Source organism: Pseudoalteromonas sp. SCSIO 43210 (genome assembly GCF_054133285.1).
The window spans coordinates 4,845,390-4,859,776 of the sequence record NZ_CP087225.1 but is presented as its reverse complement, the minus strand read 5'-3'; the positions used below and the strand labels follow the sequence as shown (position 1 = coordinate 4,859,776).

At 39.1% G+C, this 14,387-nt stretch carries 13 protein-coding genes; 5 read left to right on the top strand and 8 right to left on the bottom strand.

The genetic code is table 11. The annotated features are described in order from the left end of the window. Positions 1-59: 59 nt before the first annotated feature. The 4 genes from ubiB to LOS73_RS21015 form a co-directional block, all read right to left on the bottom strand. Entirely contained in the window at positions 60-1,661 is a 1,602-nt protein-coding gene (ubiB, locus tag LOS73_RS21030; RefSeq protein ID WP_457934260.1) for a ubiquinone biosynthesis regulatory protein kinase UbiB, read from the bottom strand. 9 nt (positions 1,662-1,670) lie between these two features. Beyond that, on the bottom strand, positions 1,671-2,345 hold the full coding sequence (locus tag LOS73_RS21025) for a ubiquinone biosynthesis accessory factor UbiJ (RefSeq protein ID WP_007378025.1): 675 nt from the start codon (positions 2,343-2,345) through the stop codon (positions 1,671-1,673). A gap of 11 nt (positions 2,346-2,356) precedes the next feature. Then, positions 2,357-3,112, bottom strand: coding sequence for a bifunctional demethylmenaquinone methyltransferase/2-methoxy-6-polyprenyl-1,4-benzoquinol methylase UbiE (ubiE, locus tag LOS73_RS21020; protein ID WP_007378026.1), 756 nt, complete (start codon positions 3,110-3,112; stop codon positions 2,357-2,359). A gap of 83 nt (positions 3,113-3,195) precedes the next feature. Next, entirely contained in the window at positions 3,196-4,182 is a 987-nt protein-coding gene (locus LOS73_RS21015) for a GGDEF domain-containing protein (protein WP_007378027.1), read from the bottom strand. A 356-nt stretch (positions 4,183-4,538) separates the two neighbouring features. Here LOS73_RS21015 and LOS73_RS21010 point away from each other — a divergent pair, with 356 nt between their 5' ends. Both LOS73_RS21010 and LOS73_RS21005 read left to right on the top strand, forming a co-directional pair. Further along, entirely contained in the window at positions 4,539-6,320 is a 1,782-nt protein-coding gene (locus tag LOS73_RS21010; protein WP_033031177.1) for a DUF885 domain-containing protein, read from the top strand. Between the two features lie 176 nt (positions 6,321-6,496). Further along, entirely contained in the window at positions 6,497-7,978 is a 1,482-nt protein-coding gene (locus LOS73_RS21005; protein ID WP_033023783.1) for an FMN-binding glutamate synthase family protein, read from the top strand. Positions 7,979-8,023: 45 nt separating this feature from the next. On the opposite strand, the gene mtnK is transcribed toward LOS73_RS21005, so the two are convergent. Further along, entirely contained in the window at positions 8,024-9,241 is a 1,218-nt protein-coding gene (gene mtnK, locus LOS73_RS21000; protein WP_096792214.1) for an S-methyl-5-thioribose kinase, read from the bottom strand. Positions 9,242-9,370: 129 nt separating this feature from the next. Here mtnK and mtnA point away from each other — a divergent pair, with 129 nt between their 5' ends. Then, a complete protein-coding gene (gene mtnA / locus LOS73_RS20995; protein WP_096792215.1) occupies positions 9,371-10,396 on the top strand; it encodes an S-methyl-5-thioribose-1-phosphate isomerase in 1,026 nt (341 codons plus the stop codon). Positions 10,397-10,459: 63 nt separating this feature from the next. On the opposite strand, the gene LOS73_RS20990 is transcribed toward mtnA, so the two are convergent. Genes LOS73_RS20990 through LOS73_RS20980 form a run of 3 tightly spaced genes read right to left on the bottom strand, consistent with a single transcriptional unit; the run spans position 10,460 to position 12,311 of the window. Beyond that, entirely contained in the window at positions 10,460-11,002 is a 543-nt protein-coding gene (locus LOS73_RS20990) for a 1,2-dihydroxy-3-keto-5-methylthiopentene dioxygenase (RefSeq protein ID WP_008136549.1), read from the bottom strand. Beyond that, complete coding sequence (mtnC, locus tag LOS73_RS20985; protein ID WP_008136551.1) at positions 10,999-11,685, bottom strand: acireductone synthase; 687 nt, start codon at positions 11,683-11,685, stop codon at positions 10,999-11,001. Before mtnC ends, LOS73_RS20990 begins: the two co-directional genes overlap by 4 nt. Next, a complete protein-coding gene (locus LOS73_RS20980) occupies positions 11,682-12,311 on the bottom strand; it encodes a methylthioribulose 1-phosphate dehydratase (RefSeq protein ID WP_008136552.1) in 630 nt (209 codons plus the stop codon). Before LOS73_RS20980 ends, mtnC begins: the two co-directional genes overlap by 4 nt. A 108-nt stretch (positions 12,312-12,419) precedes the next feature. On the opposite strand from LOS73_RS20980, the gene LOS73_RS20975 reads away from it, so the two are divergent. Next, positions 12,420-13,562: a methionine aminotransferase gene (locus LOS73_RS20975; protein WP_033031167.1), complete on the top strand. Its 1,143-nt coding sequence runs from the start codon at positions 12,420-12,422 to the stop codon at positions 13,560-13,562. Further along, positions 13,550-14,323, top strand: coding sequence for an amidohydrolase (locus LOS73_RS20970; protein WP_033031165.1), 774 nt, complete (start codon positions 13,550-13,552; stop codon positions 14,321-14,323). The genes LOS73_RS20975 and LOS73_RS20970 overlap by 13 nt, the downstream gene beginning before the upstream one ends. Positions 14,324-14,387 lie beyond the last annotated feature (64 nt).

Here is a 14,387-nt window from a genome sequence, read left to right as displayed (position 1 = left end):
TGATTAAATGTATATTTTAAATACTAATTATACGCTCAATAACGCAAATAGCACTTAGTTTATGCGCTGCGCCATGCAGTTATAAAGCTAACAGCAGAGCAGCTAATAGCGATGCTGGCAGCAATTAAATCGTGCTGTAAATAAGAAAGAGCTGACATGATTATTGTCGCACTACCAAACAAGCCCAAGATTAAAGGTTTTTGAGATACCTTTTGTATTTGTACTTGAGTGCGAGGAGTTCGCTTTAAATTTTGATAAATTAAATCCGGTAGCTCGGGCATTTTTTCTGCCCAAAAAGGTAAATTAGCATACATTTGTTTCAATACAGATAATGGGCCGACTTGTTGTTTTACCCAGTCTTCTAAAAAGGGTTTAGCTGTTTTCCATAAATCCAGTTGCGGGTAAAGCTGTCTGCCTAACCCTTCAACATACAATAAAGTTTTTTGTAGTAGTACGAGTTGAGGTTGTACCTGCATATTAAAGCGGCGTGCGGTATTAAATAAATTAACAAGCACATGACCAAATGAAATTTCAGCAAGTGGCTTGTTAAATATAGGCTCACACACTGTACGAATCGCAAATTCAAATTCTTCAATGCTGGTATCGGGTGGTACCCAACCTGAATCAACATGTAGCTGGGCAACTTGGCGATAATCACGATTAAAAAAGGCAATGAAATTTTCAGCTAAATAGCGTTTATCTTCTTTATTAAGCGTACCAACAATACCACAATCTATACCAATGTATTTTGGGTTTTCAGGATGTTCGCGAGAGACAAATATATTGCCAGGATGCATATCAGCATGAAAAAAACTGTCTCTAAATACTTGTGTAAAAAACACCTCTACACCGCGTTCAGCAAGTAATTTCATATTAGTATTTTGTGCTAATAGTGCATCAGTATCAGAGACAGGTATGCCGTAAATACGCTCCATCACTAATATATTATGGCGGCTATAATCGCTATAAACTGCAGGGATATAAAGAGAATCAGAATCTTCAAAGTTACGCTTAAGCTGAATGCCATTAGCGCCTTCTCGCATTAAGTCGAGTTCATCAAGGAGTGTTTTTTTATACTCTTTAACAACTTCTACAGGGCGCAGGCGCTTTGACTCGTTATGTACTTTGGCAAGTACTTTAGCGAGCTTCTCCATTAACGCTAAGTCAGCATTAATCTGTTCATGAATATTTGGACGAATAACTTTTATTACAACATCTTGCTCAATGTTGTGCTCATCAATAAGTTTTGCTGTGTGGACTTGCGCTATAGATGCCGAGGCCAGCGGTGCTTGTGAAAACTCACTAAATAATTCACTTATATCATTAATTTCGAGTGCTTTTTCAATGATTTCTTGTGCAAGTTCACCTTCAAAAGGTTGTACCTGATCTTGTAAAAACGCGAGCTCTAGGGCTATATCGTGTGGTAGTAAATCGCGACGGGTGGAGAGCATTTGGCCAAACTTAATCCATACAGGACCAAGCTCTTGTAATGCAAGACGTAAACGCAACCCTACTGATTTTTCTTTATGCTGATTGCGTAGCCAAAAAAAGCTTCCACGCATTATTTTGGCAAACCAGGGCGTTTTATGCTTAGGGACTAACTCATCTAACCCGTAGCTAAGTAGTGTTTTAGTGATGTAATACAATCGTGCAGTCGACACAAAAAATCCTTAGCGGGTTACGATGTTTAATAAGGCGTTTATACGCTGCTCAATAGCAGCAACTTGGCTTTTAATTACTCGGTTTTGTTGTTTGAATTGCTCAAGCTCTAAGGGATGAATAGTTATAGCAAGCTCATCCTGACATAAACTAGTAAGTGTAGTGGCTAACTGCTTTTTTACTTTACTGCTTTGCTGCTTGAGCGAGGTTAAGTGTAAATAAAGTTGCTGGGCCGGGCCATCGCCAATATGCTTTGATAGTTGTTCTGGCCAATCAATATCTAAACTCGAAAATGCGTTACTGTAAGTTTGGGCAATATTCAAATCACCTTGCAGGTCGAGTTTATCTTGGCGTATTAGCTGGGTAAGCATCGCTGGATTTTTTAGCGCAATAAGCGTATCTATATCGGCGCTTATCATGCAATCAGCGTTATCACTGCTTTGTGCGGTATATAAATGTAGTTTTTTATCAGCAAAAACGAGTTGGATTGTTTGTTGCCAATCTCTTACTTCAACAACTAAACGCAGCTCTTTAACTTCATTTAGTTTTTTTGAAAGCTTTGGGTCGAGTTTAAGTGCTTGATTAAGTACATGCTCGATAAGCGAAAGTACAAAGTTAGGCAACATGAAAAAAGTAGATGTGGTTGACCTATCATTATTTTTTTCAGTTACTTGTTCAAGCGCCATATCACTCTGCCTTAGTATTTAAAACCACGGTGAAGTGCAACAATACCACCTGTTAGGTTTTGATAAGTTGTTTGTTCAAAGCCAGCGTCATCCATCATTGCTTTAAGGGTATCTTGATCTGGATGCATACGAATCGATTCGGCTAAATATTTGTACGACTCGCTGTCGTTAGCAACTAGTTTGCCCATTGTTGGTAATAAATTAAATGAATAAAAATCGTAAGCTTTACTTAGTACTTCATGCTCAGGCTTGGAGAATTCTAGCACTAGTAAGCGACCACCTGGCTTTAAAATACGGTACATAGAACGAAGTGCTTTGTCTTTATCGGTTACATTACGTAAACCAAAAGCAATAGTGATCACATCAAAGCTATTATCTGGAAATGGCAGCATTTCGGCGTTCATTTGTACGTAGTCAATATTACCAACAAGACCCAAGTTATGCAGCTTCTCACGGCCCACTTTGAGCATTGAGGAGTTAATATCGCCTAAAACAACTTGACCTGTTTCACCGACTAATTGACTAAATTTAGCCGTTAAATCACCAGTGCCGCCAGCTAAATCAAGTACATGATGGCCCTTGCGAACACCAGAACTGGCAATAGTTTGACGTTTCCATAAGCGGTGCACACCAAAAGACATTAAATCATTCATTACATCGTATTTTGCTGCAACTGAGTGAAATACGTCTGCAACCATTGAGGCTTTGTCGTTTTCAGCTACCGTTTTATAGCCAAAATGCGTGGTCTTTTGCGGTGTTTCGTTCATGATTAATCTCTATCGTGGCAATAAGCACTAGTGTACTTTATTGTGTACTGCAGGTGCAATTTGAATATGATTTATCAGGTGATTTAATGCCCAGCAATAAAACAACTTTGCCCAAGAGATCGAGCTTTAAAAGCTGCATTTGAGGCTTTTTTAGCAAGTTGATTAAAATCATCTTGTTGCTGATGCTGTGCAATACCTAATGATAAGTTTATAGCGGGTAGTTTTGTGCCACTTTTTGAGCTAACAAATCGCAACTTTTCTACCCCATTACGTACTTTTTCGGCTATTAAAGTTGCCGTTTCAGGATCAATGTCGGCGAGTAATATAGTAAATTGGTCTTTAGCAGTCCGTCCAGGTAAACCGCTTTGGAATACATACTTTTGTACTTGCTTAGCGACTTTATTCAAAATAACTTCACCAAGAATATCACCATAATTATCAACAAAGTGATCAAGGTTATCTATTTGAACAGCAATGGCACAAATGGACTTTTCTTGATTTGTCCAAACTTGGGTTTGTTGAGTTAAATAATGACGTTTATAAAGGCCCGTTTGGCTATCTACTATATGCTGCTTTCGGAGCTGAGTTAATTGCTTTTGCGTTTTTTCGTGTAACTTTTTAGCTTTGCTAAGTTCTTTCTTAAATTGTTTATGCTGCTCTAGTAACTCTACGGTTTGTGTATTGAGGATTTTAAGTGCTTTACGGCTTTGTTCTATACTGTTTTCATCAAGCGTATGTACACATTCATTTACTTGATCAGCAAAGCGGATAATTTGTTTTTCTGTTGCTTGAGCATTTCGAGAAAGTGACCCGATAATACCGTCAACATTTTGAATCATCGAGACCTGAGTTGTGTGCCCTTCATTTAAAAATTGAAAATATAATTGTTCAATTAAAACACTGTCTATATTTTCTTCTGTTGCAATCGCACGTTCTAGTGCATTTTTAAGGTTTATATTGGCTTGGCTAATATAGGTATAAATTACTTGAAAATTAAGCGGGGTTGGCGGCAGCGCATAACGCTCTAAAAACACACACACTTTAGTCATCTTTTCTTGTGCAATTGCCATGGAATCATGGAACATCATTTTTAAATACCAACTGAGTACGCATAAGAGTTAATTTAAATATCTCATTCCGTGAGGCGGTTATGCATCCGAGCTTTTATTATTTTTTACTACAGTAATCGTTATGGCGGTTATTTAAAAGTAAAAAAAGAGTTACGGAACTTAAATTTTCATTTTAACAACTCAATAGCTGCTTTTCTCATCAATTAAGCTTGTTTTTACTTCTGTTGATATACTTTACTCTCGAAATACACTTAGTTTTAGTAAGGTTTATAACCGTTGATTGGTCTCATTTACTTGCTATTTATTTAGCCTACGATAGCTTTGTGATATCTATTACATCGTCAAGTTAAATTGCAATGAATCATTTTTTACAGCGGCCAATGCGCCATTCTTTACTTGGTTTCATGTTTTTATGCTCATTAAGTGCATGTCAAATAACAACGCAAAATGCAGATCAACAGTTTACGCAGATAGCCAAAAGCATTGTTGATTACAGACAAAGCATTAATCCTTATAGCAATGCAAAAGGGGTTAAAGGTTACTTGTTACCAAATCTATCGCCCGAATTTTTAGCGCAAGAATATAAGAATAAAACACAGTTACTTGCCGAGTTAGATACCGTCAGCATTGATAAATTAAGTGATGAAAATCAAATAAACTTCAGCATTATTCGAGCACAAGTACAAAACAGCGTTGATGAGTATATATTCAATGCGCATTATATGCCGCTTACATCAGAGTATGGTTTTCACTCTGGATTATCATACATCATCAATAGCTCTCAATATAAAAATCAGCAAGATTTCGATACATACCTTGCACGTTTGGCGCAAGTTCCACGGTTTTTTGAACAAAACATATATTGGATGAAAAAAGGGATAGAAACGGGCCTTACTCAACCTAAAGCTGTGCTAGAGGGTTACGAAGATTCAATTAATGCTTACATTGTTGACGATATAACTACATCTGAGTTTTATAAACCTTTTTTAACTAATACTGCTGGTTTGAGCGATAGTGAATTTAAGGCACTACAACAAAAAGCTAAAAACATTATAAAAGAAGATGTTATACAGTCTTATAAAAATTATTTAGTGTTTTTTACGCAGCAGTATCGACCTAGTGCACGCACAAGCGTTGGCATATCAGATACACCTAATGGCGAGGCATTTTATAAAAACAGAGCTAAGTATTACACTACTACCGACATGACGCCTAAAGAGATTCATGAACTTGGATTAAAAGAGGTCGCTCGAATTCGCAGTGAAATGGAGGACGTAATAGCTGAAGTAGGTTTTAAAGGCACATTCGCCGAATTTATTCACTTTTTACGTACGGATCCACAATTTTATGCCACAACACCAGAGCAGCTTTTAAAAGAAGCATCTTATATTGCTAAAAAAATGGATGCACAGCTGCCTAAGCTATTTCATACCTTGCCACGTAAACCTTATGGCGTAGCCCCCGTACCAGCCAATATTGCTCCTAAATACACAACAGGCCGTTATTCTGGCTCTAATCGAGATGATGAAGCAGGTTATTATTGGGTGAATACTTACGCATTAGATAAGCGCCCTCTCTATGTTTTAGAAGCGTTGACTCTGCACGAAGCAGTGCCAGGACATCATTTACAAATATCACTTAATGCCGAGCTTGAAAATCTACCGAGCTACCGTCGTGATGCTTACCTTTCGGCATTTGGCGAAGGTTGGGGGCTTTACTCTGAATACTTGGGCTTAGAAGCTGGCTTTTATCAAAACCCATATAGCCGTTTTGGTCGCTTAACTTATGAAATGTGGCGAGCAGCACGTTTAGTTGTTGATACGGGAATGCACATGTATGGCTGGAGTAGAGATCGGGCTATGAACTTTATGAGCGAAAACACCGCGCTTTCGCTGCATAATGTTAAAACGGAAACCGATCGTTATATATCGTGGCCAGCACAGGCACTGTCATACAAAATTGGTGAGTTAACTATTAAACGTTTACGCGCTGAGGCAGAGCAAGTGCTTGGGAAAAATTTTGATATTCGTGAATTCCATCATCAAATATTACGCCATGGTTCAGTACCTTTATCAGTGCTAGAAACACAAGTACGTATGTATATAAAAAATGAATCAGTTAAGCTGGAAAGTAAATAAGTATAATTTTTAAAAATGGGTACTGAGTTGTTTTTATAGCTATGTAAGTTAGTACTCTGTTGGTAAGTAGTTGTATTTATTTAAGTAAGCAGGTTAGTAATTATGATGAGCCATTTAGTTCATTAAAGCGGTCAGTACTTATTAGGTCTTATTTTAAAAATCACCAAGGGTCATAAATGAGCAATTTTATAATGTTTAGTATCGATATATTTGCAAGTATGTTTATAGTTTTACTCGGGTGCGTTGTGCTTACTGTAATTGTTTTTTATTTTCGCGATATTACACAAACTAAGCACGCTATAAGGCGAAATTACCCCGTGATAGGGCGTTTTCGGTATTTTTTTGAGCGCCAAGGGGAGTTCTTCAGGCAGTACTTTTTTGCGCAAGATAGAGAAGAAATGCCATTTAATCGAGCTGAACGAAGCTGGGTTTATCGTGCTGCAAAAGATGTTGACCGTACTGCGGCATTTGGCTCTACGCAAAGCTTAGAAGTAACGGGTACAGTTATGTTTATGAACTGTGCGTTTCCTACTTTAGATGAAGAAGCGCTCGACCCGAGTAATGTTACTTTGGGTCCATACTGTAAAACACCTTACACCACCAACTCGCTATTTAATGTATCAGGTATGAGCTTTGGTGCGTTATCAAAACCCGCTGTACGTGCTTTATCAAAAGGAGCTAAGTTAGCAGGTTGTTGGATGAACACCGGTGAAGGGGGATTAAGCCCTTATCACTTAGAAGGTGGGGCTGATATTGTTTTTCAAATTGGTACCGCTAAATATGGTGCACGAGACGAGCACGGTAATTTAAGTACTGAAAAGCTTAAAGAAATAGCGGCTCACGAACAAGTAAAAATGTTTGAACTAAAAATGAGCCAAGGCGCTAAACCTGGCAAGGGTGGAATGCTTCCAGGGCGCAAAGTTAATGCCGAAATAGCTAAAATTAGGGGGATACCAGAAGGGCAAGATTCGATTAGCCCCAATGGTCACCCTGAAATTAAAAATCCAGCCGATATTCTTGATATGATTGCCACTGTACGTAACGCGACAGGTAAGCCTACAGGGTTTAAAGCTGTTATTGGTGCATACGGATGGTTAGAAACGTTGTTCGCTGAAATAAACCACCGTGGTATCGAGTCTGCACCTGACTTTATTACCATAGATAGTGCTGATGGTGGTACGGGCGCAGCACCGCAACCGCTTATGGATTCGGTGGGTTTACCACTGCGCGAAAGTTTACCGCTTGTAGTTAATATGCTTGAAAAACATGGGCTTCGAGATCGTATTAAAATAATCGCTTCTGGTAAATTAATTGTTCCTTCAAAGGTTGCTTGGGCATTGGCGCTCGGTGCTGATTTTGTTGTATCGGCTCGTGGTCATATGTTTGCACTGGGCTGTATTCAAGCAATGCAATGTAATAAAGATACTTGTCCAACCGGGATCACTACGCATAACGAGCGTTTGCAACGCGGCTTAGATGTAGCTGATAAAGCGCAGCGAGTAGCTAACTATAATAAATACATTCATTATGGCGCTGGGTTAATAGCTCATTCTTGTGGTGTGACTAGTGCACGCGAATTAAAACGTGAGCATGTACGTATAGTGCAAGAAAGTGGGCTTTCGGAACCGCTTGATAAAATTTACGAAAACTACAAGTAAGTTTTAACTAACTAGAAGGCGCTAATAGCGCCTTTTTAATGTTTGTTAGTTTAATTGGCTTATTAATAAACTAAAGAATGCTTCTTTGTTGTTGCATGTTTGTGCATTTAAAATAAGTTGCTCGCCTAGTGCTAATGTTTGTTTTTGCACTGTAAGGCGCGCATTCTCATCACTAATACTATCTATATCGCTTACGTGCGCAAGCCCTATAGTACGCCTAATTAGCTCAGCACCACAGTAACCAACAGCATCTTGCAATACGTTTTTCATAAAGTATTGCGCATAGCCTACTGGCGCTAGTGATTCATCTGTTGTTTTAGTGCGTATTAATTCAAGCCATTGCTGCTCAAATAAACTATAGGTGTCTACGATACAGCTAAGTAAATGTGTTTGGTAATTACGACGAGCCACAAAATCTTCAATATGCCCGTATTGTGCGCAGTAATTTAAAAGTAAATTACCAATAAAAGAGCCAATATCGAACCCAACAGGACCAAAAAAACCAAACTCAGGATCGATCATCTTTGTATTATTACAATCAACAAAAATACTGCCGCTATGCATATCACCATGAAGTAATGTTTGCGGGTTAGATAAAAAATTAGCTTTTAATTTTGCTATTTCTAACTTTAATGCGCTGTTTTTTTGTATTGCATCAACTTCGCTTTGTAGTTGATCTGGGTAGTTATTGCGTTCGTGCCCAATGTACGGGTCGCTAAAAAATAAGTCTTCAGTGATTTGGCAAAGCTCAGGATTAGTAAATTGGCTAACGAGCGCTTTTTTAGTTTGCGCGGTTAAGTAAAAATCTGAATTATAAAAGCCGGTGTGGCTTAAGTAGGTAGCTACATGCTGTGCCAATTTAGGAAATTGCTCTGCATTATTTTGTGCAGTACGCAATATTTGTAAATTACCTAAATCTTCTAAAATAGTAAGGGCTTGTATTTCACTATAATGTAAAACATTAGCAGTATAAGTAGGGCAAATAGCACCATGGTTAAGTAAAACTTGTGCTTCTATACGGGCTCTATCAAGTGTTAATGGCCACGACTCACCCACGCAACGCGCGTAAGGCAGAGCTTGCTTTAAAATAACACTATTGTTTTGCTCATCAGTAATTCTAAACACTAAATTAAGATTGCCATCACCAAACTCATATGCCGATAAGGTTTGTCCGGAATCAAAAAAATTACATTGTTTAGATTCAATTAATGTCGATACGTAATCGATAGCGCGCTGTGCGTTAAAAGCAACATAGTTAGTCATGGTTTTAATCTCAAAAATCAGCTTTTAAGCATTCTATACCTTTAAATGTTTAGATGTCTACAAGTCTAACTTGAGAGTTATTCAAAGTGGTGTAAAATAACGTTACGCATTTTTAATACCTTAAGCATTATGCAAAATTTAATCGCAAGCAGTTTAAAATATGAAAACGGGTCGCTTAGTGTGCTCGACCAATATTTACTACCTCACCAGCAGGTATGGCATCAGTGCCATGATGTAGAAACCATGAAAGAGCTGATCATTAACTTAAAAGTGCGTGGAGCTCCACTTATTGGTTTAGGCGCGAGCTTGTTAGTGGCGTATTTAGCTGGGCAAGGGGTAGTGAAAAGTGAGCTTGAAAAAGCAATCAATGAACTAGAAGCCACTCGTCCAACGGCGGTTAATTTAATGCATTGTATGGCGGCATTGCGAAAAGCTTTAACGCAAAGCGATTATGTTGCCGGTATTGTTAGTACTGCTGAGCGGTTGTTTATTGAAGATATTGAGCTGTGTGAACGAATGGCAAGCCGTGGCGCCGAGCTTATAAGTAGTGGCGACAACATATTAACTCATTGTAATACAGGGGCTCTTGCAACCGCTGGTATTGGTACTGCACTGGGTGTTATTTACAAAGCGCAGCAAAAATATGGCAACGTACATGTGTGGGTTGATGAAACACGACCATTATTACAAGGCGGTCGCTTAACTGCCTTTGAGCTTGAGCGCTGGAAAATACCTTACACATTAATTTGCGATAATATGGCGGCAAGTTTAATGGCTGCAGGTAAGGTAGATAAAATAGTGGTAGGGGCTGATCGTATTGCCGCCAATGGTGATTTTGCTAATAAAGTGGGTACCTATAATTTAGCCGTACTTGCGTATTTTCATAACATTCCATTTTATGTAGTTGCGCCTATTACTACGCTTGATACCAACACCGCGTGTGGTGATGATATAGAAATAGAGCAACGTAATCCTCAAGAAGTGCGCGGAGTTAGCGGTAGCTTTGGTGAGGCTTTGTGGGCACCCACTAATGCCAATGTATATAACCCTGCATTTGATATAACACCGGCAAAACTGGTTACAGGGTGGGTGTTAGACACGGGGGTTTATAACCAAAGTCAGGTAGAAAATGGCGGTCTCATAAAGCTTAAGTAACTTCGCGGTATTTTTGGTCCACGCTATGTTTATTAGTGTGGACCAAGGTTTTGAATGACCAACTTACGATAATAGTGGAAATTGCTCTGCAATAGACGAGTCAGTGCTTTTTGCTACCCAGCCCTCTGTATTGTTAAATAAGCGAATGGCAGTAAACTCAGGATCGCTTCCCATATCAAACCAATGCGGGGTAAGTTCAGGCACTGAAATTAAATCGCCTTGTTGGCAAAGTACCTGATAAACCTTATTGCCTAAATGCAGGCAAAATAGCCCTTGGCCTTTTACAAAAAAACGTACTTCGTCTTCACTATGAGTATGTTCAAATAAAAATTTTTTGCGCAGCTCTGATGCGCCAGGGTTACCTTTAGCTAGAGATATAACATCTACTGTTTGATAGCCATTTTCAGTTTTTAACCGATCTATATCGCTTTTGTACGCACTAATAATTTGCTCATGGGTGGTGTGCTGATTAATATCTGCATTTGCTTGCCACTGTTCAAAACGTACGTTTACTTTAGCTAGCTGCTTTGTAATATCATCAGCATTTGATGTGCTCACAAGTGCCTTGTTTGCATTGTTGTCGGCATACACCGTTAATTGGCTCATACTAATTGCTCCAATTTAAATTGACTAAAGTCATTAATATAAGGGTGTGCTTTAGTGCTTGCTTGCCCATCACGAATTAAATGTAGTGTTTTTAAACCCACAGCCTGCGCGGCGTCAAGCTCACCGGTTACATCACTTAAAAAGAGTATTTCTTCTGCCTGAAACGGTAACAGTTCAACAATGGTGTTATAGGCAGTTCGTTCTTGCTTTGCGCCAACTTTGGTGTCAAAAAAGTCAGAAAAAAAGCTGCGAATGTCGCCATAATCACTGTATTTAAAAAGCAACAGCTGCGCTTTTACCGAACCAGATGAGTACACATACAAAGTAATATCGTTGTTGTGTTGAGCTTGTAAAAAATCAAATGCATCTGGGTATAAATGACCCTTAAAATCGCCGTGTTCATACCCTGTTTGCCAAATTAAGCCTTGTAACTGCTTAAGTGGAGTGATTTTTTTATCTTCATCAATCCAGATAAGTAAGGCGCTAATGACTTCTTCTATATCGGCGTTTGGCTTTTCGATAAGGGCTTTTACGGCACTAATTTGCTCAGCTACATCGGGCTTATTAGCATTGGCACGTACAAAGGTAGGTAACTGTTTTGCTGCGTAAGGAAACAACACCTCTTTAACAAACGAGATACGGGTTATTGTACCTTCGATATCGGTTAAAATGGCTTTAATCATTTAGTTACTCCCGCTTGAATGCCTATTATTTTTAGGCGCTCTAGTTCGCAGCTAAATAAAAACTCTAAGGCTTCTAAGTGGCGACGAACTTCATCAATATTACGTCCTACTGCATATAAACCATGACCACGTATCAGTACGCCGTGCTCTATAGGCGTATGTAAATGATGGTCACTGACCAGCAGGCTTAATCGGTCAATATCTTGATCGTTATCGAAAATAGGAATGCTCAGCGTTTCTAAGTGCGAAGTAAAGCCGCTCAGTGCTTTTTGCATTTCATAGCCTGTTAAATCAAGCTGATGCTCTTGGGTAATTTGCGACAGTACGGTAGCGGCTACAGAGTGAGTATGTAAAACACACTGTGCATCAGGTATAAGCTGATACAAACTTAGGTGTAATTGTGTTTCTGCCGATGGTTTTACAGCTCCTGCTAGGCGCTCGCCTTGGTGATCTAATTGCAAAAAATGCGCTTGCGTCAGTGAGCCTTTATCGTGCCCACTTGCTGTAACAACAAAGCCAGTGCTAGTACGAGCTGAAAAGTTTCCGCCTGTTGCGGGTACCCAGCCTTTTTGGCTAACCCATTTTCCGGCTTCAATAAGTTGTGAAATAGCGGTATTGTTTTGCATACATTCCTCACTAATGAGCGTAAAGTTAATTGTTTTTAGACGGCTATACTTCTGTTTTAAGCAATGATAGCATCGCTTTAAGCGCAAAACCATCATTAAGGGCATCTCGTGTTTGAAAGTAAATTACCAAATTTAGGCGTTAGTATATTTAGCCAAATGAGCGGATTGGCTAATGAGTTTTCGGCAATTAATCTCTCTCAAGGCTTTCCTGAGTTTGATGCTCCTGATCTTTTAAAAACGCAGTTAAATTATTATGTGCAGCAGGGCGTTAATCAATATTCACCTTCAAGTGGTGTACCAAGATTACAGCAACAAATTGCTGATTTAGCAAAGCGCAAATATGCAGTTGATATAAACGCAGCTGATCAAGTTACTGTTACCTCGGGTGCAACAGAGGCATTGTTTGTAGCTATTCAAACAATTGTGCGCCCCAGTGATGAAGTGATTGTATTTGACCCTGCATATGACTCTTACCAACCGGCAATTGAACTCGCTGGTGGAAAGTCGGTACACATTGCTTTAAGTGCGCCAAATTACACTATTGATTGGCAAGTAGTAAGCCAAGCAATTACTAAAAATACCCGTGCAATTATTATAAATACACCTCATAACCCTAGCGGTAAAATATTACAGCCACATGATATAAAAAAGCTTAAAGAGTTGGTTAGCACTCACAATTTATATGTAATAAGCGATGAGGTATATGAACACATTACGTTTGATGAACAACCGCATTTAAGTGTATTACGCGATGATGAATTATTTACCAAAAGCTTTGTTATATCGAGTTTTGGTAAAACATTTCATAGCACGGGCTGGAAAATGGGTTACTGTATTGCACCTGCCGATTTAGCTGTCGAATTTAGAAAAATTCATCAGTACGTTACGTTTTCAAGTTTTACCCCCGCACAGCATGCGCTTGCCGATATGCTCGAGCAGCAAGGTGAGCATATAGATGAGCTAAGCGGGTTTTATCAGCAAAAACGCGACTTATTAGCGAGCCATTTAAGTAACAGCCGTTTTAAAATTTTACCTAGCCAAGGTACTTACTTTTTATTGTTAGATTACAGTGATGTATCGGATTTAAACGATATTGATTTTTGCCATTGGTTAGTTGAGCAAGCAGGTGTTGCGGCTATTCCGTTAAGTGTGTTTTATCAAAAGGCACCAACCGACAAAGTAATTCGTTTATGCTTTGCTAAAAACGACAACACTCTCATAGAGGCTTCGCAAATATTATGTCAACTTTAACCATTACAGCATTGCAAAGCTCGCTTTATTGGCTTGATAAAGATGCTAATTTAGCCATGTTTAATAAGCAGCTTGAAGCAATTATGCATCAGCCCGATCTTATTTTACTGCCCGAAACATTCTCGACTGGCTTTGCTATCAATTTAGATTGTGCAGAGCCCGAAAACGGTAAAGTACTGACGTGGTTAAAGGCGCAGGCTCATAAACATAATGCGGTTATTGCAGGTTCGGCACTTGTTGCACAAGGCGATAAAAAAGCGAATCGGTTTTATTGGGTAAAACCCGATGGTGAGGTGAGTTATTACGATAAACGCCATTTATTTCGCTTAGGCAGCGAGGGCGATTACGTTGTAGCAGGGCAAGCGCGTAAAGTTTTTGAAATCAACGGTTTTAAACTATTACCACAAGTATGTTACGACCTGCGCTTTCCGGTATTTCAACGTAATAATAACGACTACGATGTAATGATAAACGTAGCAAATTGGCCGGCTGTGCGCCGCCATATTTGGGATACGTTACTTATGGCGCGTGCAATGGAAAACCTGTGCTACGTAGTAGGCGTTAATCGAGTGGGTGACGACGGTAATGGTGTGGCGCACAATGGCGGTACTGCAGTATACGACTTCAAAGGCGATGCATTAACTAAAGCGCAAGATAACGCTGAGCAACTAGTTACTATAACACTTGAAAAAGCGCCACTGGATGAGTTTAAAGCAGCGTTTCCTGCCTATTTAGATGCAGACCCTTTTACATTAGTTTAGAGCGATTTAATGATAAGCGCAGAATGCTCTAAGGGGATATAAATTTATGTTCTACAATTTTTGT

Bases quoted from the DNA above. Each gene is read 5' to 3' on its own strand.
- LOS73_RS21025 (WP_007378025.1), bottom strand. From the start codon at position 2,345: ATGGCGCTTGAACAAGTAACTGAAAAAAATAATGATAGGTCAACCACA.
- ubiE (WP_007378026.1), bottom strand. From the start codon at position 3,112: ATGAACGAAACACCGCAAAAGACCACGCATTTTGGCTATAAAACGGTA.
- LOS73_RS21015 (WP_007378027.1), bottom strand. From the start codon at position 4,182: ATGGCAATTGCACAAGAAAAGATGACTAAAGTGTGTGTGTTTTTAGAG.
- LOS73_RS21010 (WP_033031177.1), top strand. From the start codon at position 4,539: ATGAATCATTTTTTACAGCGGCCAATGCGCCATTCTTTACTTGGTTTC.
- LOS73_RS21005 (WP_033023783.1), top strand. From the start codon at position 6,497: ATGAGCAATTTTATAATGTTTAGTATCGATATATTTGCAAGTATGTTT.
- mtnK (WP_096792214.1), bottom strand. From the start codon at position 9,241: ATGACTAACTATGTTGCTTTTAACGCACAGCGCGCTATCGATTACGTA.
- mtnA (WP_096792215.1), top strand. From the start codon at position 9,371: ATGCAAAATTTAATCGCAAGCAGTTTAAAATATGAAAACGGGTCGCTT.
- LOS73_RS20990 (WP_008136549.1), bottom strand. From the start codon at position 11,002: ATGAGCCAATTAACGGTGTATGCCGACAACAATGCAAACAAGGCACTT.
- mtnC (WP_008136551.1), bottom strand. From the start codon at position 11,685: ATGATTAAAGCCATTTTAACCGATATCGAAGGTACAATAACCCGTATC.
- LOS73_RS20980 (WP_008136552.1), bottom strand. From the start codon at position 12,311: ATGCAAAACAATACCGCTATTTCACAACTTATTGAAGCCGGAAAATGG.
- LOS73_RS20970 (WP_033031165.1), top strand. From the start codon at position 13,550: ATGTCAACTTTAACCATTACAGCATTGCAAAGCTCGCTTTATTGGCTT.